The organism is Pseudomonas sp. B21-021, assembly GCF_024749205.1.
GTDB lineage: Bacteria > Pseudomonadota > Gammaproteobacteria > Pseudomonadales > Pseudomonadaceae > Aquipseudomonas > Aquipseudomonas paraglycinae.
On the sequence record NZ_CP087192.1, the window covers coordinates 5,267,365 to 5,294,360 of the forward strand.

Annotated in this window: 28 protein-coding genes; 2 read left to right on the forward strand and 26 right to left on the reverse strand. The window is 60.4% G+C overall.

Annotated elements, in window-relative coordinates; genetic code table 11:
• Positions 1 to 306 precede the first annotated feature (306 nt).
• Positions 307 to 1,986 carry a 2-isopropylmalate synthase gene (gene leuA / locus LOY31_RS23575; RefSeq protein WP_258712279.1) on the forward strand — a complete coding sequence of 560 codons (1,680 nt, stop codon included), beginning with the start codon at positions 307 to 309 and terminating at the stop codon, positions 1,984 to 1,986.
• Positions 1,987 to 2,167: 181 nt separating this feature from the next.
• On the opposite strand, the gene LOY31_RS23580 is transcribed toward leuA, so the two are convergent.
• From LOY31_RS23580 to trmJ, 21 genes are all read right to left on the reverse strand, one after another.
• A complete protein-coding gene (locus LOY31_RS23580) occupies positions 2,168 to 2,959 on the reverse strand; it encodes an amidohydrolase (protein ID WP_007956673.1) in 792 nt (263 codons plus the stop codon).
• Positions 2,947 to 4,095, reverse strand: coding sequence for a pyridoxal phosphate-dependent aminotransferase (locus tag LOY31_RS23585; RefSeq protein ID WP_074691028.1), 1,149 nt, complete (start codon positions 4,093 to 4,095; stop codon positions 2,947 to 2,949). Before LOY31_RS23585 ends, LOY31_RS23580 begins: the two co-directional genes overlap by 13 nt.
• A 119-nt stretch (positions 4,096 to 4,214) precedes the next feature.
• Positions 4,215 to 5,687 carry a ribosome biogenesis GTPase Der gene (gene der / locus LOY31_RS23590; protein WP_007956675.1) on the reverse strand — a complete coding sequence of 491 codons (1,473 nt, stop codon included), beginning with the start codon at positions 5,685 to 5,687 and terminating at the stop codon, positions 4,215 to 4,217.
• Between the two features lie 136 nt (positions 5,688 to 5,823).
• Positions 5,824 to 6,975 carry an outer membrane protein assembly factor BamB gene (gene bamB, locus LOY31_RS23595; RefSeq protein WP_039765728.1) on the reverse strand — a complete coding sequence of 384 codons (1,152 nt, stop codon included), beginning with the start codon at positions 6,973 to 6,975 and terminating at the stop codon, positions 5,824 to 5,826.
• Positions 6,968 to 7,609, reverse strand: a complete 642-nt coding sequence (locus tag LOY31_RS23600) for a tetratricopeptide repeat protein (protein ID WP_007956678.1) — start codon at positions 7,607 to 7,609, stop codon at positions 6,968 to 6,970. The genes bamB and LOY31_RS23600 overlap by 8 nt, the downstream gene beginning before the upstream one ends.
• Positions 7,610 to 7,650: 41 nt before the next feature.
• On the reverse strand, positions 7,651 to 8,940 hold the full coding sequence (gene hisS, locus LOY31_RS23605) for a histidine--tRNA ligase (protein WP_085606838.1): 1,290 nt from the start codon (positions 8,938 to 8,940) through the stop codon (positions 7,651 to 7,653).
• 22 nt (positions 8,941 to 8,962) lie between these two features.
• Positions 8,963 to 10,072, reverse strand: coding sequence for a flavodoxin-dependent (E)-4-hydroxy-3-methylbut-2-enyl-diphosphate synthase (ispG, locus tag LOY31_RS23610; RefSeq protein WP_007956680.1), 1,110 nt, complete (start codon positions 10,070 to 10,072; stop codon positions 8,963 to 8,965).
• A gap of 3 nt (positions 10,073 to 10,075) precedes the next feature.
• Complete coding sequence (locus LOY31_RS23615; protein ID WP_085606840.1) at positions 10,076 to 11,134, reverse strand: RodZ domain-containing protein; 1,059 nt, start codon at positions 11,132 to 11,134, stop codon at positions 10,076 to 10,078.
• Positions 11,134 to 11,892 (reverse strand): type IV pilus biogenesis/stability protein PilW, encoded by a 759-nt coding sequence (gene pilW / locus LOY31_RS23620; protein WP_007956682.1) that lies wholly within the window; start codon positions 11,890 to 11,892, stop codon positions 11,134 to 11,136. The genes LOY31_RS23615 and pilW overlap by 1 nt, the downstream gene beginning before the upstream one ends.
• Before the next feature lie 12 nt (positions 11,893 to 11,904).
• The gene (gene rlmN, locus LOY31_RS23625; RefSeq protein WP_007956683.1) at positions 11,905 to 13,053 is read right to left on the reverse strand and encodes a 23S rRNA (adenine(2503)-C(2))-methyltransferase RlmN; all 1,149 of its coding nucleotides are present in this window, start codon (positions 13,051 to 13,053) and stop codon (positions 11,905 to 11,907) included.
• A 28-nt stretch (positions 13,054 to 13,081) separates the two neighbouring features.
• Positions 13,082 to 13,507 carry a nucleoside-diphosphate kinase gene (gene ndk / locus LOY31_RS23630; protein ID WP_007916882.1) on the reverse strand — a complete coding sequence of 142 codons (426 nt, stop codon included), beginning with the start codon at positions 13,505 to 13,507 and terminating at the stop codon, positions 13,082 to 13,084.
• A gap of 88 nt (positions 13,508 to 13,595) precedes the next feature.
• A complete protein-coding gene (gene iscX / locus LOY31_RS23635) occupies positions 13,596 to 13,796 on the reverse strand; it encodes a Fe-S cluster assembly protein IscX (protein WP_027619659.1) in 201 nt (66 codons plus the stop codon).
• 14 nt (positions 13,797 to 13,810) lie between these two features.
• Positions 13,811 to 14,152: an ISC system 2Fe-2S type ferredoxin gene (gene fdx, locus LOY31_RS23640; protein ID WP_007956685.1), complete on the reverse strand. Its 342-nt coding sequence runs from the start codon at positions 14,150 to 14,152 to the stop codon at positions 13,811 to 13,813.
• Positions 14,152 to 16,017, reverse strand: coding sequence for a Fe-S protein assembly chaperone HscA (gene hscA / locus LOY31_RS23645; protein WP_085606842.1), 1,866 nt, complete (start codon positions 16,015 to 16,017; stop codon positions 14,152 to 14,154). The genes fdx and hscA overlap by 1 nt, the downstream gene beginning before the upstream one ends.
• Positions 16,018 to 16,068: 51 nt before the next feature.
• Positions 16,069 to 16,590: a co-chaperone HscB gene (gene hscB, locus LOY31_RS23650; RefSeq protein ID WP_007956687.1), complete on the reverse strand. Its 522-nt coding sequence runs from the start codon at positions 16,588 to 16,590 to the stop codon at positions 16,069 to 16,071.
• A gap of 8 nt (positions 16,591 to 16,598) precedes the next feature.
• Positions 16,599 to 16,922 (reverse strand): iron-sulfur cluster assembly protein IscA, encoded by a 324-nt coding sequence (gene iscA / locus LOY31_RS23655; RefSeq protein ID WP_003227904.1) that lies wholly within the window; start codon positions 16,920 to 16,922, stop codon positions 16,599 to 16,601.
• Positions 16,923 to 16,950: 28 nt separating this feature from the next.
• Positions 16,951 to 17,337, reverse strand: coding sequence for a Fe-S cluster assembly scaffold IscU (iscU, locus tag LOY31_RS23660; protein ID WP_003227907.1), 387 nt, complete (start codon positions 17,335 to 17,337; stop codon positions 16,951 to 16,953).
• A gap of 101 nt (positions 17,338 to 17,438) precedes the next feature.
• The gene (locus LOY31_RS23665) at positions 17,439 to 18,653 is read right to left on the reverse strand and encodes an IscS subfamily cysteine desulfurase (RefSeq protein WP_007956689.1); all 1,215 of its coding nucleotides are present in this window, start codon (positions 18,651 to 18,653) and stop codon (positions 17,439 to 17,441) included.
• Positions 18,654 to 18,703: 50 nt separating this feature from the next.
• Positions 18,704 to 19,195, reverse strand: a complete 492-nt coding sequence (gene iscR, locus LOY31_RS23670; RefSeq protein ID WP_007956690.1) for a Fe-S cluster assembly transcriptional regulator IscR — start codon at positions 19,193 to 19,195, stop codon at positions 18,704 to 18,706.
• A 168-nt stretch (positions 19,196 to 19,363) separates the two neighbouring features.
• Positions 19,364 to 20,140, reverse strand: coding sequence for a serine O-acetyltransferase (gene cysE, locus LOY31_RS23675; RefSeq protein ID WP_007956691.1), 777 nt, complete (start codon positions 20,138 to 20,140; stop codon positions 19,364 to 19,366).
• Between the two features lie 2 nt (positions 20,141 to 20,142).
• A complete protein-coding gene (trmJ, locus tag LOY31_RS23680) occupies positions 20,143 to 20,913 on the reverse strand; it encodes a tRNA (cytosine(32)/uridine(32)-2'-O)-methyltransferase TrmJ (protein ID WP_007956692.1) in 771 nt (256 codons plus the stop codon).
• A gap of 145 nt (positions 20,914 to 21,058) precedes the next feature.
• On the opposite strand from trmJ, the gene suhB reads away from it, so the two are divergent.
• Positions 21,059 to 21,877 carry an inositol-phosphate phosphatase gene (gene suhB, locus LOY31_RS23685; RefSeq protein WP_007941397.1) on the forward strand — a complete coding sequence of 273 codons (819 nt, stop codon included), beginning with the start codon at positions 21,059 to 21,061 and terminating at the stop codon, positions 21,875 to 21,877.
• A 97-nt stretch (positions 21,878 to 21,974) separates the two neighbouring features.
• On the opposite strand, the gene LOY31_RS23690 is transcribed toward suhB, so the two are convergent.
• From LOY31_RS23690 to tgt, 5 genes are all read right to left on the reverse strand, one after another.
• A complete protein-coding gene (locus tag LOY31_RS23690) occupies positions 21,975 to 22,523 on the reverse strand; it encodes a glycine zipper 2TM domain-containing protein (RefSeq protein WP_007956693.1) in 549 nt (182 codons plus the stop codon).
• 120 nt (positions 22,524 to 22,643) lie between these two features.
• Positions 22,644 to 23,558, reverse strand: coding sequence for a protein translocase subunit SecF (gene secF / locus LOY31_RS23695; RefSeq protein ID WP_007956694.1), 915 nt, complete (start codon positions 23,556 to 23,558; stop codon positions 22,644 to 22,646).
• Positions 23,559 to 23,567: 9 nt separating this feature from the next.
• A complete protein-coding gene (gene secD, locus LOY31_RS23700; RefSeq protein WP_039765691.1) occupies positions 23,568 to 25,436 on the reverse strand; it encodes a protein translocase subunit SecD in 1,869 nt (622 codons plus the stop codon).
• Between the two features lie 64 nt (positions 25,437 to 25,500).
• Positions 25,501 to 25,836 carry a preprotein translocase subunit YajC gene (gene yajC, locus LOY31_RS23705; protein WP_007956696.1) on the reverse strand — a complete coding sequence of 112 codons (336 nt, stop codon included), beginning with the start codon at positions 25,834 to 25,836 and terminating at the stop codon, positions 25,501 to 25,503.
• A gap of 43 nt (positions 25,837 to 25,879) precedes the next feature.
• Entirely contained in the window at positions 25,880 to 26,995 is a 1,116-nt protein-coding gene (tgt, locus tag LOY31_RS23710) for a tRNA guanosine(34) transglycosylase Tgt (protein ID WP_161794909.1), read from the reverse strand.
• Position 26,996 lies beyond the last annotated feature (1 nt).

The window sequence follows — 26,996 nt, forward strand, 5'->3', positions numbered from 1 at the left end:
ACGAACGGACTGCGCAATCTCTGCAAACATTCACGTTGATTCAGAGAATAAAATCTCGGAAAAAACCGCTTTCCGGGTATTCCTCTCAATTTTTTTCGACTGCTTGCCATCCTTATCCCCCGCGGTTAGGGTTGAAGGCATGAAAACCTCTCACACCCTCATTCAGCTTCGCCAGCACCGCAGCCTGTGCCTCGTCAGCGCACGACTGCCGGGCTGAATCGCTGCGCCTCGTCCCACGCTTTTCCAAGAACGTTCGTTCCACCGGCAGGCCGCCTCTTTTCGGCCCAGACAATAAGGAATTTCCCGATGAGCATGCTCAAAGACCCGTCTTCGAAATACCGCGCGTTTCCTGTGATCAACCTGCCGGACCGCACCTGGCCGTCGAAAACCATCGATGCCGCGCCGATCTGGTGCAGCTCCGACCTGCGTGACGGCAACCAGTCGTTAATCGAGCCAATGGACGCGGTGAAAAAGCTGCGCTTCTGGAAAACCCTGGTGCAGGTGGGCGTGAAGGAAATCGAAGCCTCGTTCCCGGCCGCTTCGCAAACCGACTTCGACTTCGTACGTACCCTGATCGAAGACGGCCACATCCCGGACGACACCACCATTCAGGTGCTGACCCAAGGCCGTGAAGACCTGATCGAGCGCACCTTCGAATCCCTGCGCGGGGCGAAGAAAGCCATCGTTCACCTGTACAACGCCACCTCCCCTTCTTTCCGTCGCATCGTGTTCAACCAGGACAAGGACGGGATCAAGGCCATCGCCGTGAACGCCGCCAAGCTGTTCGTCAAATACGCAGCCATGCAGCCGGACACCGAGTGGACCTTCGAGTACTCGCCGGAAACCTTCAGCGCCACCGAGCTGGAATTCGCCAAGGAAGTCTGTGACGCGGTGATCGAGGTCTGGAACCCGACGCCTGAGCAAAAGATCATCCTCAACCTCCCGGCCACCGTTGAATGCGCGACGCCGAACGTCTACGCCGACCAGATCGAGTGGTTCCACCGCAACATCAATCGTCGTGACAGCGTGATCATCAGCCTGCACACCCACAACGACCGTGGCACCGGCGTGGCCGCCACCGAGTTGGGCCTGATGGCCGGCGCCGACCGCGTCGAAGGCTGCCTGTTCGGCAACGGCGAGCGTACCGGCAACGTCGACCTCGTGACCGTGGCACTGAACATGTACACCCAAGGCCTCGACCCACAACTGGACTTCTCCGACATCGACGGCGTGCGCAAAGTCGTCGAAGAGTGCAACCAGATCCAGGTTCACCCGCGTCACCCGTACGTCGGCGACCTGGTGCACACCGCGTTCTCCGGCTCCCACCAGGACGCAATCCGCAAGGGCTTCTCGCAGCAGAAACCGGACACTCTGTGGGAAGTGCCGTACCTGCCGATCGATCCGGCCGACATCGGCCGCAGCTACGAGGCGGTGATCCGCGTCAACAGCCAGTCGGGCAAAGGCGGCATCGCCTACTTGCTGGAGCAGGAATACGGCATCAGTCTGCCACGTCGCATGCAGATCGAATTCAGCCAGGTCGTGCAGCGTGAAACCGATCGCCTGGGCCTGGAGATGACTGCGCAGCAAATCCACGCGCTGCTGCACAGCGAGTACCTGCAAGCCAACACCCCGTACGCGCTGGTCAGCCATCGCCTGCAGGAAGAAAACGGCAACAGCGCCGTTGAAGTGGAAGTGGCGAGCAAGGGTCAGGGCGAAACCAACCTGCACTGGCGCGGCAAGGGCAACGGCGCGCTGGAAGCGCTGGTGGCCGGTCTGCCGATTCCGGTGGAGATCATGGACTACAACGAACACGCCATCGGCGCGGGCACCAACGCCAAAGCGGCGGCCTACATCGAACTGCGTGTGAACGGCGAACGTGCGGTGCACGGCGTGGGCATCGATGAAAACATCACCACTGCCAGCTTCAAGGCCCTGTTCAGCGCGCTGAACCGCTCGCTGAGCCAGCCGGAAGCGAAAGCGGCGTAACTGACCGCTGCAATGCAAAAGGCCCCGGAGTGCGAACTCCGGGGCCTTTTTATTTTTTATCTGATCGTTCCCACGCTCTGCGTGGGAATGCCTCAAGGGACGCTCCGCGTCCCAGTGACGCAGAGCGTCACGAACTGCATTCCCACGCGGAACGTGGGAACGATCTAGGTGACTTGGGCTATTAAGTGAACTCGAAGGTGTCCGCGTCAAGATTCGCCGGGAACCGCTCGCGGTAAGCGGCCAGCGAAGCCGCTTCCAGAACCACCTTGAATACCCCGTCAGCCTCCCCCGCCGCCAGCAAACTCTCGCCCTGGAAATCCAGCACCTGACTGTCGCCGGTATACGCGAAACCCTTGCCATCAGTGCCAACGCGGTTGACCGCCGCCACATAGCACAGGTTTTCGATCGCCCGGGCCGGCAGCAAGCGGTTCCAGTGCTGACGCCGCGCGCCCGGCCAGTTGGCCGTGTACAGCAGCAGATCGGTGTCCTGAGCGTCGCGGCTCCACACCGGGAAGCGCAAGTCGTAGCAGATCAGCGGGCGAACACGCCAGCCCTTGAGCTCGAACTGCACCTGGCGCTCGCCGGGGGTGTAGTGGTTGTGCTCGCCGGCCATGCGGAACAGGTGGCGCTTGTCGTAATGCAGCACTTCGCCGTCCGGGCGCGCCCACAGTAGCCGGTTGCGATGACTGCCGTCGGCGGCCTGGATGATCACGCTGCCCGTGACGACAGCATTCAGCTTCGCCGCCTGGGCTCGCAGCCATTTGCTGGTCGGGCCGTTTTCGGCTTCGGCCAGGGTTTCGGACTCCATGGAGAATCCGGTGGTGAACATTTCCGGCAGGATGATCAGATCCGCACCGCGCGCCTGCTCCAGCAAAGCGTCGAAATGCTCGAGATTGGCCTGACGATCATGCCAGGCCAGGCTGGTCTGGATCAGCGCAAGATTGAGATCGGGCAACGCACTCAGATCACGCATAGTTTGGCCGCCGCTTCCCGCAGCGTCTCCTCACGTTTGGCAAAGCACAGGCGCACCAGGCGCTGGCCTTCGGGTGGATTCTGGTAGAACACCGACACCGGAATACTCGCCACGCCATGCTCACGGGTCATCCACATCGCCATCTCGACATCGTTCAAGTCAGGGCGAATTTGCGAGTAATCGACCAGCTGGAAATAGGTGCCGGTGACACGGGTGAAGCTGAATCGCGACGGCGCCAGCAGATCACAGAACAGATCGCGCTTGGCCTGATAGAAACCCGGCAGTTCTTCGACGTGCTCCGGATGCTCGGCCATGTAATCGGCCAAAGCGAACTGCAAAGGCGTCACGCCGCAGAAACTGACGTACTGGTGCACCTTGCGCAGCTCCGCCGTCAGGGCCGGCGGCGCCACCACGTAGCCAGTTTTCCAGCCGGTGACGTGATAGGTCTTGCCGAACGAGCTGACCACGAAGGCGCGCTGATACAGCTCTTCATGGGCCAGCACGCTGACGTGCGGCACGCCGTCGAACACCAGGTGTTCGTAGACTTCGTCGCTGATCACGTAGATGTCGCGGTCGCGAATCAACGCAGCCAACTGATCCAGCTCGGCGCGGCTGATCAGCGCACCGCTCGGGTTGTGCGGGGTGTTGAGGATGATCATCCGCGTGCGCGGGCTCAGGGCTGCGCTGAGTTTGTCGAAGTCGATGGAGAAATCTTTCAGCCCAAGTTGCACATGCACGCAGCGTCCGCCGGCCAGCTCCACTGCTGGCTCGTAGCTGTCGTAAGCCGGGTCGAACACGATGACTTCGTCGCCGCTGTGGATAACCGCCTGGATGGCGCAGAAGATGGCTTGGGTCGCGCCCGGTGTGACGGTTACTTCGGTATCGGCATCGACGTTGGCGCCATAACTGCGGGCGATTTTCGCCGCGATCTGCTGACGCAGCGCCGGCAGGCCGGTCATGGGCGAATACTGGTTATGGCCGCTGGCGATGTGTCGACCGACCGCGTCGCGCAGTGCCTGCGGGCCGTCGAAATCGGGAAAACCCTGGGAAAGGTTGATCGCTCCGGTCTGCGCCGCGAGCTGAGACATCTGCGTGAAAATAGTGATGCCGACATTCGGCAGCTTACTGGTGATCATCGGGGTTCCCTGCTCTGCCCCGGCTCTGACGACGGCGCGGGAGAGCCCGAGGATAGCCCATCCGGCGCCCATAAAAAAAGGGCGCCAAACGGCGCCCCTTCTCTCTGTTCGCAACGACCTTACTTCTTGTCGCGGCGCTTCTTGCTGGCCTTCTTGTTGTGCGACATCAAGCGACGCTTCTTGTTGACCTGGCGGTCGGTCAGCGTGTTCTTGTTGCCTTCGTACGGGTTCTCGCCGCCCTTGAACTCGATACGGATCGGCGTACCGACCAGTTTGAGTACACGGCGGTAAGTGTTTTCCAGATAGCGCACGTACGACTTCGGCACTTTCTCGATCTGGTTGCCGTGGATCACGATGATCGGCGGGTTCGCACCACCCAGGTGAGCGTAACGCAGCTTGATCCGGCGGCTGTTGACCATCGGCGGCTGGTGCTCGCTGACCGCGTCTTCGAGAATCTGCGTCAGGCGGCTGGTCGGCCAGCGGGTGACCGCGGACTTGAACGAGTTCTGCACCGAGGCGTAAAGGTTGCCCACGCCAGTACCGTGCAGTGCCGAGATGAAGTGGATATCGGCGAAGTCAACGAAGAACAACCGACGTTGCAGCTCGACCTTCACGAAGTCACGCTCGCTCGGGGTCATGCCGTCCCATTTGTTGATAGCGATCACCAACGCACGACCTGCCTCAAGGGCGAAGCCCAGCAGGTTGAGGTCGTGATCGACCACGCCTTCGCGGGCGTCCATCACGAAGATCACCACGTTGGCGTCTTTGATCGCCTGCAGGGTTTTGACCACGGAGAATTTTTCGACTTCTTCGTGGATCTTGCCGCGCTTGCGCACACCGGCGGTGTCGATCAGCGTGTACTTCTCGTCGTTACGCTCGAACGGGATGTAGATACTGTCGCGGGTGGTGCCGGGCTGGTCATAGACGATTACCCGGTCTTCACCGAGCATGCGGTTGACCAGGGTCGACTTGCCGACGTTCGGACGGCCGATGATGGCGATCTTGATCCCGTCTTTTTCGCTCGGGCCAGGAATGCGCTTGGCTTCCTCGCCTTCGGCGACCACTTCTTCCTCTTCACCTTCGGCCGGCTCGTCATCATCGCGCGGGAAATCACTCAGGGCGGCTTCCAGCAATTGCGTGATGCCGCGACCGTGGGCGCCGGCGATCGGGATCGCGTGGCCCATGCCCAGCGGGGCGAATTCGGCGCGGGCCATTTCCGGGTCGATGTTGTCGACCTTGTTGGCCACTACGTGGGAACGCTTGTTACGTTTGCGCAAGTGTTCGGCGATCATCTGGTCGGCGGCGGTGAAACCGGCCTTGGCATCTACCAGGAACAGAACGACATCCGCTTCTTCGATGGCCAGCAGCGACTGCTCGGCCATTTTTTCGTCCATACCATGTTCGTCACCGGAGATACCGCCGGTGTCGATCAGAATGTAGGAACGCCCTTGCCACTTGGCCTCACCGTACTGGCGATCACGGGTCAGACCGGACAAGTCGCCGACGATGGCGTCGCGAGTCCTGGTCAGGCGGTTGAACAAGGTGGATTTGCCGACGTTCGGTCGGCCCACCAGGGCGATTACGGGAACCATGCGGCTCTCCACTTCGTTATTTCAGAAAATACAAAAGCCGCTGCGAGGCAGCGGCTGGTGCTCGGGGCAACACCCGTGGGTGCTGCAAACCCTGCAGAAGCAAGGCCGCCTGGGGAGTTAACCCCAAGCATAGTTGTTACTTGATGGTCAGGGCTTCCAGTTTGCCGCTGTTGCCATACACATAAATCGTGTCGCCCACCACCAGCGGACGGGCACGCAGGCCGTCGCTGTCGATGCGCTCGCGGCCGACGAAACGACCGTCCACCTGACTCAGCAGGTGCAGGTAACCTTCCAGGTCACCGACTGCAACGTAGCTGGAGAACACTTCCGGCGCCGACAGTTGACGACGGGCCAGCGAGTCGTTGCTCCACAGTGCTGTGGTGGAACGCTCGTCGACGCCTTCAACCGTGCCCGACGACAGGCTTACGTAGACGTTGCCGAAACCCTGGGCAACACCGGCGTAGCTCGACGCGTCGCGCTGCCAGAGTTGACGGCCGCTTTCCAGATCCAGTGCCGCAACGCGACCCTGATAGCTGGCAACGTACAGGGTACCGCCGGACAGCAGCAGACCGCCGTCGATGTCGACCACGCGCTCCAGTTCCGAACGACCTTGTGGAATCGCGATCCGCTGTTCCCAGACCGGCACGCCGTTGGAAATGTCGAGAGCGACCACTTTACCGGTCGACAGACCAGCCACCGCGAGGCGGTTGGTGACGATCGGTGCGCTGGTGCCGCGCAGGGTCAGTACGGCCGGAGTGCTGTCATACACCCAACGCTGGTTGCCGGTGGACGCGTCCAGACCGATCAGACGATCGTCCTGGGTCTGTACCACCACCACGTCACCGTTGTTGGCCGGTGGCGCGAGGACTTCGCTGTTGACGCGCGAGCGCCACTTCTCTTCGCCGTTGATGGCGTCGAGGGCAACGACTTCACCGCGCAGGGTGCCGACCATGACCAGACCGTAACCCACGCCAACGGCGCCGGACACAGGCAGTTCTAGGTCTTTCTTCCATTTCACGTCGCCGTTGCCGCGATCCAGGCCCATCACGATACCGGTCACGTCGGCCGCGTAGATGGTGTCACCGTCGATCGCCGGCACCAGCATGTTGTACGTTTCGCCCTGACCGTCACCGATCGAGCGGCTCCACTGCTTGTGCAGGACCACTTCTTCTTTGAAGTCGGTCAGCTCGGCCGGTGGCAGTTCTTTTTTGCTGTTGCTGCTGCAACCCGCGGCCAGAATGGCCAGAGCCAGCAATGCTGCATGCTTCCAACGGATCACGTCACGCATCCCCTTTGGCCAGGTCGTCCAGCTTGATTTGAAGGCCACCGACCGCCGCTTCATCCGACAGTGCCGCCTTGGCTTTTTGATACGCCGCGTTCGCTTCGTCGGTACGGCCCAGCTGTACCAGCAGGTCGCCCTTGAGTTCTTCGCGAGTGGCCAGGAACGACTTGTCGGCATCGCCTTCGAGCAGTTTCAGGGCTTCATCGGCCTTGTTCTGCGCGCCCAGTACCTGCGCCAGACGCTGACGGGCGATTTCGCCCAGCGCCGGGTTGGCCGGTTTGGCAACGATGGCCTTGAGTTCGGTCGCCGCGTCGTCCAGCTTGCCGCTGTCGACCGCTACCTTGGCCACGAACAGGCTGCCGTACTGCGCGTAGGCAGAACCGCCGAATTCGCTGTTGAGCTTGCCGGCCAGATCCGCAACGCGCGCGGCGTCAGGCTTGCCGTCCGGGGTCAGCGTGGTTTCCAGCAATTGCTGATAGAGCACCGAGGCGCCTTGCGACTGGTTGCTCTGATACTTGTGAAAAGCCTGCCAGCCGAACACGATGACCAGCGCCAACAGGCCGCCGGTGACCAGAGGTTTGCCGTTGCGTGTCCACCAGTCCTTCAAATCCGCCAACTGTTCGTCTTCGGTACTCGACACCCCAATACTCCTTAATCGCTAAATCGGCTGTTTAGACAGCTTCAACCCTGCACGACGCAGGTGGCCAGGTGTGCAGCGAGCGCATCCCAGGCAATGCTTTGTTGTTCGCCCTGGCCACGCAGGGGTTTGAAACCTACCACTTGCTGGGCCATTTCGTCGTCACCGAGGATCAGTGCGTACAGCGCACCGCTCTTGTCGGCTTTCTTGAACTGGCTCTTGAAGCTGCCGGCGCCGGCATTGACTTGCAGGCGCAGGTTGGGCAGTTGGTCGCGTACACGCTCGGCCAGGGCCAGACCGGCCAGCTCTGCTTCTTCGCCGAAGGCGCAGAGATAGACGTCGACCTGACGGGAGATTTCTTCCGGAATCTGCTCCAGGGTTTCCAGCAGCAGCACCAGACGCTCGATGCCCATGGCGAAACCGACGCCCGGGGTCGGCTTGCCGCCCATCTGCTCGACCAGACCGTCATAGCGCCCACCCGCGCAGACAGTGCCCTGGGCGCCGAGCTTGTCGGTGACCCATTCGAATACGGTTTTGCTGTAGTAATCCAGACCACGCACCAGCTTCGGGTTCAGCACGTAAGGAATGCCGACGGCATCCAGACGGGCCTTCAGGCCTTCGAAGTGGGCACGGGATTCGTCATCCAGGTAATCCGCCATTTTCGGCGCATCGACCAGCACCGCTTGAGTGTCGGCATTTTTGGTGTCGAGCACGCGCAGCGGGTTGGTTTTCAGGCGACGCTGGCTGTCTTCGTCCAGTTTGTCGTGGTGCGCCGAGAGGTACTCGACCAGCGCTTCACGATAACGGCCGCGGGACTCGCTGGTACCGAGGCTGTTGAGTTCGAGCTTGACCGCATCACGGATGCCCAGCTCGCCCCACAGGCGCCAGGTCAGCACGATCAGCTCGGCGTCGATGTCCGGACCGTCGAGGTTGAACACTTCCAGACCGATCTGGTGGAACTGGCGATAACGGCCTTTCTGTGGACGCTCGTGACGGAACATCGGGCCGATGTACCAGAGCTTCTGCACCTGGCCACCGCCGGTGATGCCGTGCTCGAGCACCGCACGCACGCACGCGGCCGTGCCTTCCGGACGCAGGGTCAGGGAGTCGCCGTTGCGGTCTTCGAAGGTGTACATCTCTTTTTCGACGATGTCGGTCACTTCACCGATCGAGCGCTTGAACAGCTCGGTGAACTCGACGATCGGCATGCGGATCTGCTTGTAACCGTAGTTATCCAGCAGACGCGAAACGGTGCCTTCGAAATAACGCCATACCGGCGTCTGTTCCGGCAGGATGTCGTTCATGCCACGAATGGCTTGCAGAGACTTGCTCACAGAAATTCCTTAATTCGTTCGATCAGCCGCGCGCGATAACCGCTGCGTCAGCTTCGACCTTCTCGGCCGCTTTCTCGCGGATCAGCTTTTCCAGCTCGTCCACCAGATTGTCATTCGTCAGTTTCTGCGACGGCTTGCCGTCGATGTAAATCAGGTTTGGCGTGCCGCCGGTCAAGCCGATATGGGCTTCCTTGGCTTCGCCGGGGCCGTTGACCACGCAACCGATCACCGCGACATCCAGCGGCACCAGCAGGTCTTCAAGGCGCCCTTCCAGCTCGTTCATGGTCTTGACCACATCGAAGTTCTGCCGCGAGCAGCTCGGGCAGGCGATGAAGTTGATGCCACGGGAACGCAGATGCAAAGACTTGAGAATGTCGTAACCGACCTTCACTTCCTCGACCGGGTCGGCCGCCAGCGAGATGCGGATAGTATCGCCAATTCCCTCGGCGAGCAGCATACCTAGGCCCACGGCGGATTTCACTGTACCGGAGCGCAATCCACCGGCTTCGGTGATGCCCAGGTGCAGCGGCTGAACGATTTCCTTGGCCAGCAGACGGTAGGCTTCAACGGCCATGAACACGTCGGAAGCCTTCACGCTGACCTTGAAGTCCTGGAAATTCAGGCGTTCGAGGTGTTCGACGTGACGCAGGGCGGACTCGACCAGCGCGGCCGGCGTCGGCTCGCCGTATTTCTTTTGCAGGTCTTTTTCCAGGGAACCGGCGTTGACGCCGATGCGGATCGGGATGCCGCGGTCACGGGCGGCATCGACCACCGCACGCACGCGGTCTTCGCGACCGATGTTGCCCGGGTTGATGCGCAGGCAGTCCACACCCAGTTCGGCCACGCGCAGAGCGATCTTGTAGTCGAAATGGATGTCGGCAACCAACGGCACCTTGACCAGTTGCTTGATCTTGCCGAACGCCTCGGCGGCGTCCATGTCCGGTACCGAAACGCGGACGATGTCGACGCCGGCGGCTTCAAGACGGTTGATCTGCGCGACGGTGGCAGCGACGTCATTGGTGTCGCTGTTGGTCATGCTCTGCACAGCGATAGGGGCATCGCCGCCCACGGGCACGTTACCGACCCAGATCTTGCGCGATTCGCGACGTTTGATTGGAGATTCGCCGTGCATGACTTATTGACCCAACTTCAGGCGAGCGGTCTCGCCACTGGTGAACGGAGCGACATCGACCGGCTGGCCGTTGTAGCTGACCTGCGCGCCACGGGCAACGCCCAGACGCACGGCAAACGGAGGCTTGCCGACGACAGACAGGCTGTCGCCCTTACGCTTGAGGCCGCTGTACAGCACTTTGCCGCTGCCATCGGTCACTTGAGTCCAGCAATCGGCGATGAACTGCACCTGAACCTGGCCCTGACCTGCAGCCGGAGTAACTGGCGCTGTTGGCGCGGCTGCAGCGACGGCCGGGGCTGCCGGGGCAGTGACGGTCGGAGCAGGCGTGGCCGGAGCGGCAGGCGCTGGAGTTGCTGGAGCAGCCACCACTGGCGCTGGCGTATGAGCCGGTGCAGCCGGAGTAGCGGCTGGCGCAGCAGGTGCTGGAGCAACCGGTGCGGTCGCAGGCGCTGCGGCCTCGGTCTCGGCGCCGGTCGATTCAGCCGTGGTTTCCGATTGAGGCAGCGCCAGAGCGGTCGAGCCCTCGGCTTCGCCTTCCGCGACGGCCTGGTCTTCCGGCTCGTCCAGCGGATGAATCTGGGTGGTGCCGTCGGCGCCTTCGACTTCGACGTGCTCCGGTGCCAGGCCGATCAGGTCCTTGGTGCGCAGCGACGTCTGATCCTGCCACCAGACGAAACCGCCGCCGATGACCGCGATCAGCAGCAACAGGCTGACGATACGCAAAATGGTGTGGGAAACCCGTACCGGCTCTTCGATGCGGCCCAGTGCGTGGACGTTGCTGCCCTGGGAGTCGGTGCCGGTGGACTGGTCGAATTGCTGGACCAGAACGGTCTGATCCATACCGAGCAATTTGGCATAGGCGCGAATGTAGCCGCGAGCGAAGGTATGCCCGGGCAACTTGTCGAATGCGCCGGCTTCAAGATTGCTCAGGGAAGTCACGGTGAGGTTGAGCTTGAGGGCCACTTCGGCCAGCGACCAGCCATTGCTTTCGCGGGCCTGGCGCAGGGTCTCACCGGGGTTAACGCGATTCGCTGCTACAACTTCGGGATGCGCCGCTTTCATCATTGCTCCGACAGGTATTGCTGATATTCCGGCGTACCGGGATAGAGTCGTTTTAATTGCAGGCCCGCACTGGCGGCCTTGTCGCGATCTTCAAATACTTTTGCCAACCGAACGGCGAGCAACAGACTACGTGCATTTTGCTCGGAGAGCTGGCTGAAACGGTCGTAATAGTCACGCGCGGGCACATAATGCCTGTCTTCGAATGACAACTCAGCCATTTCCAGCAATGCCCGTGGCTGCTGACGGTTCAAACGCAGCGCCTTTTCCAGCTGCTGCTGCGCCAGATCACGCTGCCCGAGCTTCGCCGCCGTCATGCCGAGGTTCTCGAACACCCGCGAACGCTCAGGATACAGGGTATCGGCGGCCGCCTGTTCAAAACGCTCGTAGGCTTCCTTGTAACGCTGTTCTTCGTAGAGAAAACTGCCGTAGTTGTTGAGGATGCGCGCATCGGCGGGACGGGAGGACAAGGCTTTGCGGAAGTGTTCGTCAGCAAGCGCAGGTTCCATTTCGGCCTGGAATACCAGCCCCAGCGCGGCATTGGCGTCGGGATCCGAACCGTCCAGTTCCAGCGCCTTCTTCAGTGGAACCTTGGCCCGCTCGGTCATGCCCTGCTGCAAGTATCCCAGCCCCAGCTGCACGTAGGCAGCCCGCGCTTCGTCACGGCCCTTGCTGGTCTTCATCGGGTTGTAATCGCCCGACAGGACACAACCAGCACACAGGCTGGCCAACAGCAACAGCAGCGCAAAGCGCAGGGACATAGAGATCCTCTCTTAGTTAGTGTTCGCGGCGTTCTGTGCCAGATCGCTGTCGGCGCTCAACTCACGCACGGCGATGTAACGTTCGCTGCGACGGGTGCGATCCAGCACCTGCCCTACCAATTGACCACAAGCCGCGTCGATGTCTTCACCACGGGTGGTGCGCACGGTGACGTTGAAACCGGCCTGGTGAAGCTGATCCTGGAACCGGCGGATGGCGTTGTTGCTCGGCCGCTCGTACCCGGAATGCGGGAACGGGTTGAACGGAATCAGGTTGATCTTGCACGGAATGTTCTTCAGCAACTCGATCATTTCCACAGCGTGCTCAAGCTTGTCGTTGACGTCCTTGAGCAAGGTGTACTCGATGGTCAGCACGCGCTTCTCGCCCAGTTCGGACATGTAGCGCTGGCACGACTCGAGCAGCATCTTAAGCGGATATTTCTTGTTGATCGGCACCAATTGGTTACGCAATGCGTCATTCGGTGCGTGCAGGGACAACGCCAGGGATACGTCGATGTGCTTGGCCAGCTCATCGATCATCGGCACCACACCCGACGTGGACAGGGTCACGCGGCGCTTGGAGATCCCGTAGCCCAGGTCATCCATCATCAGATGCATGGCGGCAACGACGTTGTCGAAGTTCAGCAGCGGTTCGCCCATGCCCATCATCACCACGTTGGTGATGGCGCGGTCGATGGTAGCCGGAACACTGCCGAAGGATTTGTTGGCAATCCACACTTGGCCGATGACTTCGGCGGCGGTGAGGTTGCTATTGAAGCCTTGCTTGCCGGTGGAGCAGAAACTGCAGTCCAGGGCACAGCCTGCCTGGGACGAAACGCACAGAGTGCCGCGTTTGCCCTGGGGAATGTAAACGGTCTCGACGCAGCTGCCGGACGCCACGCGCACCACCCATTTGCGGGTGCCGTCGCTGGAAATGTCCTCGCTGACCACTTCGGGACCACGGACCTCAGCAACAGCCTTGAGCTTTTCGCGCAAGGCCTTGCTGACGTTCGTCATGGCGTCGAAATCATCGACGCCAAAGTGGTGAATCCATTTCATTACCTGACCGGCACGGAAACGCTTCTCCCCGATTGAGTCGAAGAATTTTTCCATTTCCGGCTGGGTCAGACCCAGCAGGTTGGTTTTAACAGTCGATGTAGTCATGGATTCACCTTCACTCTTAAGCCAATGCTTAGCGAGTGGTTACTTCAGTAGCTGCGAAGAAGTACGAGATTTCACGAGCAGCAGCGGCTTCGGAGTCCGAACCGTGTACAGCGTTGGCGTCGATGGAATCAGCGAAGTCAGCACGGATGGTGCCGGCAGCAGCTTCTTTAGGGTTGGTAGCGCCCATCAGCTCACGGTTCAGAGCAATAGCGTTTTCGCCTTCCAGAACCTGAACAACAACAGGACCGGAGATCATGAAGGCAACCAGGTCGCCGAAGAAGCCACGAGCGCTGTGCTCAGCGTAGAAGCCTTCGGCTTCGGCTTTGGACAGTTGCTTCAGTTTCGAAGCTACAACGCGCAGGCCGGCTTTTTCGAAACGAGTGGTGATCTCGCCGATCACGTTTTTAGCAACGGCGTCAGGCTTGATGATGGAGAAAGTACGTTGAACAGCCATGGTGTAACTCCAGAAACAGTAATTTGCGAAAAATTAAACCCGCGAATTATACGCGGGTTCTTGGGTATTGCCTAACCTGCGAGGACGATCAGTCTACTTCTTCGATCCAGAGGGCCTGAACCGCTTCCAACACCTTCTCGCCAACACGGCCAGAGGTGTTATCAAAGTCGGGAAGTTCCATGATCCATCGCTGCAAGTCGACGAAATTGACAGAAAGCGGATCGACATCCGGCTTGGCTTCGGCCAGCTCTTCTGCAATACGTTGAACATCATTCCAACCGTAGCTCATGACAGTCTTACCAGTCAGTGCGGCGCTTCGGCCGCATGGTTAAGCGAATATTTCGGAATTTCGACGGTGATGTCTTCTTCACCGACGATCGCCTGACAAGCCAGGCGCGACTGGGCTTCCAGACCCCAGGCACGATCAAGGAAATCTTCCTCCAACTCGTCGGCTTCTTCCAGCGAGTCAAAACCCTCGCGAATGATGCAGTGACAAGTGGTGCAGGCGCAGACGCCGCCGCAGGCGCTTTCCATCTCGATGTGGTGTTCGTGAGCCAGTTCGAGGATCGACGTGCCAGGCGCAGCGTCAACGACCATGCCTTCAGGGCAGAACTTCTCGTGGGGCAGAAAAATGACCTGCGGCATCAGATATCCTCGATTTCATTCAGATTGCGCCCCGACAGAGCGGCTTTCACCGTCTGATCCATACGACGGGCTGCAAAAGCATCGGTCACTTGCGACAGACGCTTGGTCTGCTGCTCGATGGCGTAACCATCGGTGCCTTTCATCAGTTCGGTCAGTTCCTGCACCTGCAGATCGATGACCATGCGCTCTTCGGCGTCGAGCAAACGCTCGCCATCCGCCTCGAGAGCGCCCTGCACCGCTTCGATCAGGCGCTGCGCATCGACTTGCTGCTCGCGAAGAACACGGGCGACCTTGTCGTCATTGGCGTGCTGGAACGAATCTTTCAGCATCTTGGCGATTTCGCCATCGGTCAGGCCATAGGACGGCTTGACCTGGATGCTCGCTTCAACGCCCGAACCCAGTTCACGGGCAGAGACGCTGAGCAAGCCGTCGGCATCGACCTGGAAGGTCACGCGAATTTTCGCCGCACCGGCCACCATTGCCGGGATGCCGCGCAATTCGAAGCGAGCCAGAGAGCGGCAATCGCTGATCAGCTCACGCTCGCCCTGCAACACGTGGATCGCCATGGCCGACTGGCCGTCTTTATAAGTGGTAAAGTCTTGAGCGCGAGCGACGGGGATGGTGGTGTTGCGCGGAATCACCTTCTCCATCAGGCCGCCCATGGTTTCCAGCCCCAGGGACAGCGGGATCACGTCGAGCAGCAGCAGTTCGCCGCCATCGCGCTTGTTGCCGGCCAGCGTATCGGCCTGGATCGCGGCACCAATGGCCACGACTTGATCCGGGTCGATTTCGGTCAGCGGCTGACGGCCGAAGGCTTCGGCGACGGCTTCGCGAACACGTGGAACGCGGGTCGAACCACCAACCATGACCACGGCGTGCACGTCTTCCAGCTCAACGCCGGAATCGCGGACGGCGCGGCGGCAGGCTTTCAGGCTGCGGGCGACCATTGGCTCGATCAGCGCATCGAAGGCTTCGCGGGTCAGCTGTGCTTTCCAGTCGCCGTAGGCAACTTCAACACTGTCTGCATCTGTAAGGGCTTCTTTGGCTGCGCAGGCGGTTTGCAGCAGGCTGCGCTGTGCGCCCGGATCGAGGTCGGCGGACAAACCGGCGCTCTCGATAATCCAGCCGGCAATCGCGTGATCGAAGTCATCGCCGCCCAGCGCGCTGTCGCCGCCAGTGGCCAGCACTTCGAAGACACCGCCAGTGAGGCGCAGAATCGAAATATCGAAGGTGCCGCCACCCAAATCATAAATCGCGACCAGGCCTTCGGCATGTTGATCCAGACCGTATGCCACCGCTGCGGCGGTCGGCTCGTTGAGCAGACGCAACACGTTCAGACCGGCGAGTTTCGCCGCGTCCTTGGTAGCCTGGCGCTGAGCATCGTCGAAATACGCCGGAACGGTGATCACCGCGCCCACCAGCTCACCGCCAAGAGTGGCTTCAGCGCGCTGACGCAATACTTTCAGGATATCGGCGGAGACTTCGACCGGGCTTTTCGGGCCCTGCACGGTGTCGATGAACGGCATGTGCGATTCGCCGCCGACAAAGCGGTACGGCAACTGATCGCCCAATTGCTTGACGTCGGACAGACCACGACCCATCAGGCGCTTGACCGACAGCACGGTGTTCAAGGGATCGGAGGACGCAGCCAGTTTGGCTGACTCGCCGACTTCGACGCGATCGGCGTGATAACGCACGGCGGAAGGCAGGATGACCCGCCCTTCGGCGTCGGCCAGCGGCTCGGAAAGACCACTGCGCAACGCAGCGACCAGCGAATTGGTAGTGCCCAAGTCGATCCCCACAGCCAGACGACGCTGGTGCGGTTGAGGACTTTGGCCGGGTTCGGCGATCTGCAGTAGGGCCATCGTGATCAGGACTTATCTGTATATCAGGCGTGCGACCGGAGCGGCACTGGGTTAATCGTCGAGGCGCTCTTCTAACTGGCGCACTTCGTAGGTGAGCTTGTCGAGGAACTGCATGCGCCGCATCAGGCGTTCGGCCTGTTCGCGCTGCGCTGCATCATCCCAACAGGCTGCGAAGCTTTCGTTGAGCTCTTCCTGGGCGGTTTTCAGGCGACGCTTGAAGGCCGCGACACCGTCCAGATCGGCACTGTCCTGCAGATCTTCGAGCTCTTCGCGCCATTGCATCTGCTGCAAAAGAAACTCGGGATCGTGGACGGTAACTTCCATCGGCACTTCATGCCCGCTGATGGTCAGCAGGTAACGTGCACGCTGGGCCGGACTCTTGAGCGTCTGGTAGGCATCGTTGAGCCGCGCAGACTGCTCGAGCGCCGACCGCTGCTCGCGCTCGGAAGCATCGGCAAAGCGGTCAGGATGAACGCCGCGCGCCAGCTCGCGATAGCGCGTGGCCAACTGCTCGAGATCCAGACGAAAGCCCGGTTGCAGCTCGAATAAAGCGAAATGACAAGGAATACCCACGACAAGCCTCAGATGTTGAAGCTTTCGCCGCAGCCACATTCACCGCGTACGTTGGGGTTGTTGAACTTGAAGCCTTCGTTCAACCCTTCCTTGACGAAATCGAGCTCGGTGCCGTCGAGGTAGGCCAGGCTCTTCGGGTCGATGATCACTTTCTCGCCGTGACTCTCGAACACCTGATCTTCTGCAACCACCTCGTCGACAAACTCCAGCACGTAGGCAAGGCCGGAACAGCCCGTGGTGCGAACACCCAGACGAATCCCTTCACCCTTGCCGCGCCCGTCGAGGGAGCGTCGCACGTGTCGAGCAGCCGCTTCTGTCATGCTGATAGCCATCGTTGACTCCTTACTCGTCGCCCAATGCTTAGATCAAGCCTTTCTTCTGCTTGTAATCGCGAACGGCAGCCTTGATGGCGTCTTCAGCGAGAACCGAGCAGTGGATTTTCACCGGCGGCAGGGCCAGTTCTTCGGCCAGCTGAGTGTTCTTGATGGTTTCAGCTTCGTCCAGGGTCTTGCCCTTCATCCACTCGGTAGCGAGGGAGCTGGAGGCGATAGCCGAACCGCAGCCGTAGGTCTTGAACTTGGCGTCTTCGATAACGCCCTGATCGTTGACCTTGATTTGCAGACGCATCACGTCGCCGCACGCCGGAGCGCCGACCATGCCGGTGCCGACATCAGGATCTTCCGCGTTCATCTTGCCGACGTTGCGCGGGTTTTCGTAGTGGTCGATGACCTTTTCGCTGTAAGCCATGATTCTCAATCCTCACTCATCAGGGCCGCTCTTGAGACCCTGCAACTGCGCTGCGTAAACCGCCGCGTCGCTACAGGATCTGTATCCGGCGGCTTCTATATTTAGTGTGCCGCCCACTCGATCTTCGAGATATCGACGCCGTCTTTGTACATGTCCCACAGCGGCGACAGAGCGCGCAGCTTGGTAACGGCCTCGCAGACTTTCTGCGCGGCGTAGTCGATTTCTTCTTCGGTGGTGAAACGGCCGAAGGTGAAACGGATCGAGCTGTGTGCCAGTTCGTCGTTGCGGCCCAGGGCGCGCAGTACGTACGAAGGCTCAAGCGACGCCGAGGTGCAGGCCGAACCGGACGAAACCGCCAGATCCTTGAGCGCCATGATCAGCGACTCGCCTTCAACGTAGTTGAAGCTCAGGTTCAGGTTGTGCGGAACGCGGGCGGTCAGGCTGCCGTTGACGTACAGCTCTTCCAGGTGCTCGACCTGCTTGTAGAAACGGTCGCTCAAGGCCTTGATGCGTACGTTTTCGGCAGCCATGTCTTCCTTGGCCACACGGAACGCTTCGCCCATGCCGACGATCTGGTGAGTCGCCAGGGTGCCGGAACGCATGCCGCGCTCGTGACCGCCGCCGTGCATGGTCGCTTCGATGCGCACACGCGGCTTGCGGCTGACGTACAGCGCGCCGATGCCTTTAGGGCCGTAGGTCTTGTGAGCGGAGAACGACATCATGTCGACTTTCAGTTTCTGCAGGTCGATTTCGACCTTGCCGGTGGACTGAGCGGCGTCGACGTGGAACAGAATGCCCTTCGAACGAAGCAGCTCGCCGATGGCGGCGATGTCGTTGACGGTACCGATTTCGTTGTTCACGTGCATTACCGACACCAGGATGGTGTCTTCGCGCAGCGCGGCTTCGATCATGGCCGGGGTGATCAGGCCATCTTCGGTCGGATCGAGGTAGGTGACTTCGAAACCTTCACGCTCCAGCTGGCGCATGGTGTCGAGGACAGCCTTGTGTTCGATCTTGGAGGTGATCAGGTGCTTGCCCTTGGAGGCGTAGAAATGTGCCGCACCCTTGATTGCCAGGTTGTCGGACTCGGTGGCACCGGAGGTCCAGACGATTTCACGCGGGTCGGCGTTGACCAGATCGGCCACCTGACGACGGGCGTTTTCGACGGACTCTTCGGCTTTCCAGCCGAACACGTGGGAACGGGACGCCGGGTTACCGAAGTTTCCGTCGACCAGCAGGCATTCACTCATTTTTTGCGCAACGCGCGGATCGACCGGGGTGGTCGCAGAGTAATCAAGGTAAATCGGCAATTTCATGGACTATCTCCTAAATCAGGCTGGCTGGCGTGCCGCTAGCTCTCTGGCTGTCATTCGACGGCGGACGCTTCAATCTTGTCCAGGCGCGGCGCCTTGCCATTGCAACGACGCTGATCCTGACGCTGGGCCACTTCCTGCACCTCACGGCGAGTTACGAGGTCGGCCAAGCTGATACCGCTGAGAAATTCGTGAATCTGCAGGCTCAGGTCGCACCACAGGTGATGGGTCAGGCAGGTGTCACCGGAGTGGCAGTCGCCCTGGCCCTGGCATTTTGTTGCATCGACCGATTCGTTCACCGCATCGATCACCTGAGCCACCTGGATGCCCTGCATGTCGCGGGACAACTGGTAGCCACCGCCCGGACCGCGAACACTGGAAACCAGGTTACTGCGGCGCAGCTTGGCGAAAAGCTGTTCGAGATAGGACAGGGAGATGCCTTGGCGCTCGGAGATATCGGCCAGGGACACCGGCCCGTGTTGCGCGTGCAACGCCAGGTCAAGCATGGCGGTCACGGCGTATCGGCCTTTTGTAGTCAGTCGCATGGACAATTACCACGGAGTTCGGAATGGGCGGGAGTATGCAATTCCCGAGCATTTAAGTCAACTATAAGACCTAGTGCTTTAGTCGGGTTTACCCGCAAAAGAGCGCGCGAATGATAGCAGGGTCTGCGGCCTAATGGCACACCGGTCGGCAGCAGCCCTGCAAGTGCGTCAGTGGAGCTTGGATTCGTCCTTGCCCTTGACGCAGGCAAAGTCTTCTTCACGCAGCTCGGGCAGGTCTTTCGCACAGTAATTACTGCCCAGATCCTTCAGCGCGCCGCACATCCCCTCCAGACGTCCGTCCACCGCTTGCAGGTGATCGAGCAACTGGCCGATGGCGCGCGCCACCGGATCGGGCATGTCTTCGCTGACGCCGTAGGCATCGAAGCCGATCTTCTCGGCCATCGCCTTGCGCTTGGCGTCCGCCTCATCATCGGACTTGACGATGATACGCCCCGGAATCCCCACCACAGTGGCGCCCGGAGGCACTTCCTTGGTGACCACGGCATTGGACCCGACCTTGGCGCCAGCACCCACAGTGAACGGACCGAGCACCTTCGCACCCGCCCCCACCACAACGCCATCGCCGAGGGTCGGGTGACGCTTGCCTTTGTTCCAGCTGGTACCACCCAGGGTCACGCCCTGATAGATCGTCACGTCATCGCCGATTTCAGCGGTTTCGCCGATCACGATGCCCATGCCATGGTCGATGAAGAAGCGTCGACCGACCTTGGCACCCGGATGGATCTCGATCCCGGTGAGCCAGCGACCGAAGTTCGACACCAGCCGTGCCAGCCATTTCAGATCGTTGCGCCAGAGCATGCCGGCCAGTCGATGAATCCAGATTGCATGCATGCCGGGGTAGCAGGTCAGGACTTCAAAAGCGTTACGCGCCGCCGGGTCTCGGTGGAATACGCTCTGGATATCTTCACGCAAACGCTCGAACATCATTAATCCTTCCGCTTAAGGAGCTCGCCACGGGCCGCTTTCTGGGTTTCCGTGAGGATGCCACGCAAAATATTCATTTCCGCCCGGCTGACCGAGCTGCGTCCGTACAACCGGCGCAGGCGCGCCATCAAGTGTCGCGGCTTTTCCGGATCGAGGAATTCGATGGCCACCAGAGTCTGCTCCAGGTGTTCATAGAACCGCTCCAGCTCATCCATGGTCGCAAGCTCTGCGCTTTTCACGGAGGCGACTTCTTCCTTCTCGATCTTGGTCGGCTGACCTTGTGCAGCCAGCCACGCCATGCGCACTTCATAACTCAACACCTGCACCGCCGCCCCGAGGTTCAGCGAGCTGAATTCAGGATCGGAGGGGATGTGCACGTGATAGTGACATCGCTGCAGCTCGTCGTTGGTCAGGCCGGAATCTTCACGACCGAACACCAGCGCAATTTCCGCGCCCTGCCCGGCCTCCTCGACCACTTTGGTCCCGCACTCGCGCGGATCCAGCAATGGCCAGGGAATGCGCCGATCACGAGCACTGGTGCCGAGCACCAGATTGCAACCGACCAGGGCGTCTTCCAAGGTGGCGACGACTTGCGCGTTTTCAAGGATGTCACCGGCACCGGAAGCACGGGCATCGGCTTCGTGATGCGGAAAGACTCGCGGATCAACCAGTACCAGGCGCGACAGGCCCATGTTTTTCATGGCGCGCGCGGTCCCGCCGATGTTTCCCGGATGGCTGGTGTTGACCAGGACGACACGAATATTTTGCAGCACGGCGGGCGCTCTCGGACTCGGCAAAGGGGTGCAAATCTTACAGAACAGCCTACCGTTAAGCTATGAAAGCGAACAGCGACCTTCACCTGAAGAAAAGTTCTGATAGAATGCGCGGCTTTCTTTAACAACCTTAGGTGACACATCCATGCAGCCCATGCTGAATATCGCGCTGCGCGCCGCCCGCAGCGCCAGTGAACTGATCTTCCGCTCCATCGAGCGCCTGGATACCATCAAGGTCGACGAAAAAGACGCCAAGGATTACGTATCCGAGGTCGATCGCGCCGCCGAACAGAAAATCATCGACGCCCTGCGCAAGGCTTACCCGAATCACTCGATCATGGGTGAAGAGACCGGTCTGCACGCCGGCACCGGCATCGAAGGCGAAGAATACCTGTGGATCATCGATCCGCTGGACGGCACCACCAACTTCCTGCGCGGCATTCCTCACTTCGCTGTCAGCATTGCCTGCAAATACCGTGGTCGCCTGGAACACGCCGTTGTTCTGGATCCGGTTCGCCAGGAAGAATTCACCGCCAGCCGTGGTCGCGGCGCTCAACTGAACGGTCGTCGCCTGCGTGTCAGCGGTCGTACCAGCCTGGACGGCGCTCTGCTCGGTACAGGTTTCCCGTTCCGTGACGACCAGATGGACAACCTCGACAACTACCTGGGCATGTTCCGCGCCCTGGTTGGCCAGACTGCCGGCATCCGCCGCGCCGGTTCGGCGAGCCTGGACCTGGCTTACGTTGCTGCTGGTCGTTTCGACGCGTTCTGGGAATCAGGCCTGTCCGAGTGGGACATGGCCGCTGGCGCCCTGCTGATTCAGGAAGCAGGCGGCCTGGTGAGCGACTTCACCGGCGGTCACGACTTCCTTGAGAAAGGCCACGTTGTTGCCGGCAACACCAAATGCTTCAAGGCAGTTCTGACGGCGATCCAGCCGCACCTGCCGGCCTCGCTGAAGCGCTAAGCGTTTCGCGAAACCAAAAAAAACACCCTTCGGGGTGTTTTTTTATGGGCATGAAAAAGCACCCCGAAGGGTGCTTTTCCTATAAGCCATCAGCCAGTTACTGGCCCGGCTCGTTCTGCGACAGGATCAGCTTGCCTTCCTTGTCGACCGGGATCTGGTTGCCCGGATCACGATCCATCCGCACCTTGCCTTCCTTGCCGTCCAGCGAATACCGGACGTCATAGCCCACGACCTTGTCGCTGATGTCATTCACCGTGTTACAGCGAGTCTGGGTCGTGGTGTAGGTATCACGCTCCTGCATACCCTCCTGAACCTTGTTACCGGCGTAACCACCACCGACCGCACCGGCCACCGTGGCAATCTTCTTGCCGGTGCCGCCGCCGATCTGGTTACCCAGCAGACCACCTGCCAGCGCACCGACCACGGTGCCGGCGATCTGGTGTTGATCTTTCACCGGCGCCTGCCGGGTCACCGTCACATCCTTGCACACTTCACGTGGAGTCTTGATCTGTGTTTTGACCGGTTCTACGGCCAGCACTTGCGCATACTCAGGGCCGCTTTTAACCAGGCTGTAGGTGGCAACAGCACCCCCGGCAGTCACACCGACAGCACCCAATACCGCACCAACCAGCAACGACTTGTTCACATGAACCTCCTGACCATCACATGCGGGACGCGCCCGCGCTTCTCCCAGCCTTGGAGCAAAAAAAAAGACGCGAGTTCAACTCGCGTCTTTTTTGACTGACAGCCGGGAAAACGATGGCCGTTATGGACGGTCGTCGACTTCCTTCTCGGTGTTGACCGGCGGAATCAGGTCTTCGGTCGACAGGTTCAGCCAGATCAGCACCACGTTGGCGATGTAGATCGACGAGTAGGTACCCGCCAGAACACCCACCAGCAGCGCCAGGGAGAAGCCGTACAGGTTGTCACCGCCGAAGAACAGCAGCGCCGCAATCGCCAGCAAGGTCGAAACCGAGGTCGCGATAGTCCGCAGCAGGGTCTGGGTGGTCGAGATGTTGATGTTCTCGATCAGCGTGGCCTTGCGCAGAACACGGAAGTTCTCACGCACCCGGTCGAACACGACGATGGTGTCGTTGAGCGAGTAACCGATGATCGCCAGTACCGCCGCCAGCACCGTCAGGTCGAAGGTGATCTGGAAGAACGACAGGATACCCACGGTCACGATCACGTCGTGGATCAGCGACACGATGGCGCCGACCGCAAACTTCCACTGAAAGCGGAAAGCCAGGTAGATCAGGATGCCGCCGAGCGCCAGCAGCATGCCCATGCCGCCCTGGTCGCGCAGTTCTTCACCGACCTGCGGGCCGACGAACTCGACGCGCTTGACGGTCGCCGGGTTGTCGCCGCCGACCTTCTGCAGCGCTTCCGCCACCTGATGGCCCAGCTGCGGGTCTTCACCCGGCATGCGCACCAGCAGATCGGTGGTCGCGCCGAAGTTCTGCACCACGGCTTCGTGATAACCGGAAGAAACCAGCTGCTCGCGCACTTTGGTGACATCGGCCGGACGCTCGTAGGTCAGCTCGATGAGCGTACCGCCGGTGAAGTCCAGACCCCAGTTCATGCCCTTGTGGAACACACTAAAGATTGCCAGCAAGGTCAGAAATACAGTGACGCCGAACGCAAAGTTGCGGACGCCCATGAAGTTGATTGTACGTAACATGGCAGCCCCTTAAATCCACAACTTCTTGAAGTCACGACCGCCGAAGATCAGGTTGACCATCGCGCGGGTGACCATGATGGCCGTGAACATCGAAGTCAGAACCCCGAGGGACATGGTTACTGCGAAGCCCTTCACCGGGCCGGTGCCCATGGCGAACAGGATGCCGCCGACCAGCAAGGTGGTCAGGTTGGCGTCGAGAATCGCAGTGAATGCCCGACCGAAGCCTTCGTTGATTGCACGCTGCACGGTCATGCCGGCGGCGATCTCTTCACGAATCCGCGAGAAGATCAGTACGTTGGCGTCGACTGCCATACCCATGGTCAACACGATACCGGCGATACCCGGCAGGGTCAGCGTGGCGCCCAGCAGCGACATCAAGGCCAGCAGCAGCACCATGTTCACCGCCAGTGCAACGGTGGCGATCAGACCGAAGAAACGGTAGATGGCGATGATGAACAGCGAGACGAACAACATGCCCCACAGCGATGCATCGATACCCTTGGTGATGTTGTCTGCACCCAGGCTCGGGCCGATGGTGCGTTCTTCAGCGAAGTACATCGGAGCAGCCAGACCACCGGCACGCAGCAGCAGCGCCAGCTCGGACGACTCGCCCTGGCCGTTCAGGCCGGTGATACGGAACTGAGCACCCAGCGGCGACTGAATGGTCGCCAGGCTGATGATCTTCTTCTCTTCCTTGAAGGTCTGCACCGCGACGTCTTTCTCGACGCCATCGACCACTTGCTTGGTGTAAGTGGTGACCGGGCGCTGCTCGATGAAGATCACCGCCATGCTGCGACCGACGTTGCTGCGGGTCGCGCGGCTCATCAGCTCGCCACCGTGACCATCCAGACGGATGTTCACTTCAGGCGTGCCGTGCTCGCCGAAACCGGCCTTGGCGTCAGTCACCTGGTCACCGGTGATGATCAGGCCACGCTCGATCTGGGCAGGAGGACGATTGCCTTCGCGGAATTCGAAAGTTTCGGAAGTGGCTTTCGAAGCACCCGGCTCTGCAGCCAGACGGAACTCCAGGTTGGCCGTCTTGCCGAGGATGCGCTTGGCTTCGGCAGTGTCCTGCACGCCCGGCAGCTCAACCACGATACGGTTGGCGCCCTGACGCTGGACGATCGGCTCGGCAACACCCAGCTCGTTGACGCGGTTACGTACCGTGGTCAAGTTCTGCTTGATGGAGTATTCACGGATTTCCGCCAGCTTGGCCGGGGTCATCGCCAGACGCAGCACCGGTTGACCGTTGAGGTCGGCCGGAACAATGTCGAAATCGTTGAAATTCTTGCGGATCAGCGCGCGGGCCTGTTCGCGGGAATCAGCATCGCTGAAGCCCAGCTGAATGGCGCCATTGAGTTGCGGCAGGCTGCGATAACGCAGTTTCTCTTTGCGCAACAGGCTCTTGACGTCGCCTTCGTAGACTTTCAGGCGGGCGTCGAGGGCTTTGTCCATGTCCACTTCCAGCAGGAAGTGCACACCACCGGACAAGTCCAGACCCAGCTTCATCGGGTGCGCGGCCACACTGCGCAGCCATTGCGGGGTGGTTTGTGCCAGGTTCAGCGCGACGACGTAGTCATCACCCAATGCCTTGCGGACAACGTCCTTGGCCGGCAGCTGGTCTTCAGCCTTGGTCAGACGGATCAGACCGCCCTTGCCGTTCGCAGCCAGGCTCGAAGCCTTGACGTTGATCCCGGATTCCTTGAGCGCGGTGCTCACGCGATCCAGATCGGCCTGATTGACCTGCAGGGCCGTGCTGGCGCCGCTGATCTGAATGGCCGGGTCATCGGGGTATAGATTCGGAGCGGAATAAATCAGACCGATCGCCAGCACCGCCAGGATCAGAATGTATTTCCACAGAGGATATTTGTTCAGCATCACGCCGCCCGTTATGAACGCGGGGCGCCTTGCGCGCCCCGTCGATTGAGTAGAAGTTGGAACCTTAGATCGCTTTCAGCGTGCCTTTTGGCAGCGTGGCGGCGATGGCGCCCTTCTGGAACTTCATTTCCACGGTGTCGGAAACTTCCAGAACCACGAAGTCATCGGCCACTTTGGTGATCTTGCCGGCGATGCCGCCGGTGGTGACCACTTCGTCGCCCTTCTGCAGGCTGCTCAGCAGGTTCTTCTGCTCTTTGGCGCGCTTGGCCTGTGGACGCCAGATCATCAGGTAGAAGATGACCAGGAAGCCGACCAGGAAAATCCACTCGAAGCCGCCGCCCATAGGCGCTGCAGCCGGTGCAGCCGCGTCAGCCATGGCATTAGAGATAAAAAAGCTCATTTAGCACTCCAGTTGCAAATGTTGAATCTTGGGGTCAGAAATCTCAGTCCAAAGGCGGAACGGGAAGCCCGCGTTTGGCGTAGAAGGCATCGACAAAGGCGGCCAATGTACCCTGTTGAATAGCCTCGCGCAAACCAGCCATCAGCACCTGATAATGGCGCAAATTGTGGATGGTATTGAGCATGCTGCCGAGCATTTCGCCGCACTTGTCCAGATGATGCAGATAAGCGCGGGAGAAGTTCTGGCAGGTATAGCAATCGCAGGTCGGATCCAGCGGCGAATCATCATGGCGATGGAACGCGTTACGGATCTTCAGCACGCCTGTATCAATGAACAGATGCCCGTTGCGGGCATTACGGGTTGGCATCACGCAATCGAACATGTCCACACCGCGGCGCACACCCTCAACCAGATCTTCCGGTTTGCCAACGCCCATAAGGTAACGAGGTTTGTCAGCCGGCATCATGCCCGGCAGGTAGTCCAGCACCTTGATCATCTCGTGCTTGGGCTCGCCCACCGACAGACCGCCGATGGCCAGGCCATCGAAGCCGATCTTGTCCAGGCCTTCCAGCGAGCGCATGCGCAGGTCCTGGTGCATGCCGCCCTGGACGATGCCGAACAGCGCCGCCGTGTTGTCGCCATGGGCATTCTTCGAACGCTGGGCCCAGCGCAGCGACAGCTCCATGGACACACGGGCCACGTCTTCGTCAGCCGGGTACGGGGTGCATTCGTCGAAGATCATCACGATGTCCGAGCCCAGATCGCGCTGGACCTGCATCGACTCTTCCGGGCCCATGAACACTTTCGAGCCGTCGACCGGAGAGGCGAAGGTCACGCCCTCCTCCTTGATCTTGCGCATGGCGCCGAGGCTGAACACCTGGAAACCGCCGGAGTCGGTCAGGATCGGGCCTTTCCACTGCATGAAATCGTGCAGGTCGCCGTGCTCCTTGATCACTTCAGTACCCGGGCGCAGCCACAGGTGGAAGGTGTTGCCCAGAATGATCTCCGCGCCGGTGGCGACGATGTCACGCGGCAACATGCCCTTGACCGTGCCGTAGGTGCCCACCGGCATGAAGGCCGGGGTCTCGACGGTGCCACGAGGGAAGGTCAGACGACCACGACGAGCCTTGCCATCGGTGGCAAGCAACTCGAAAGACATA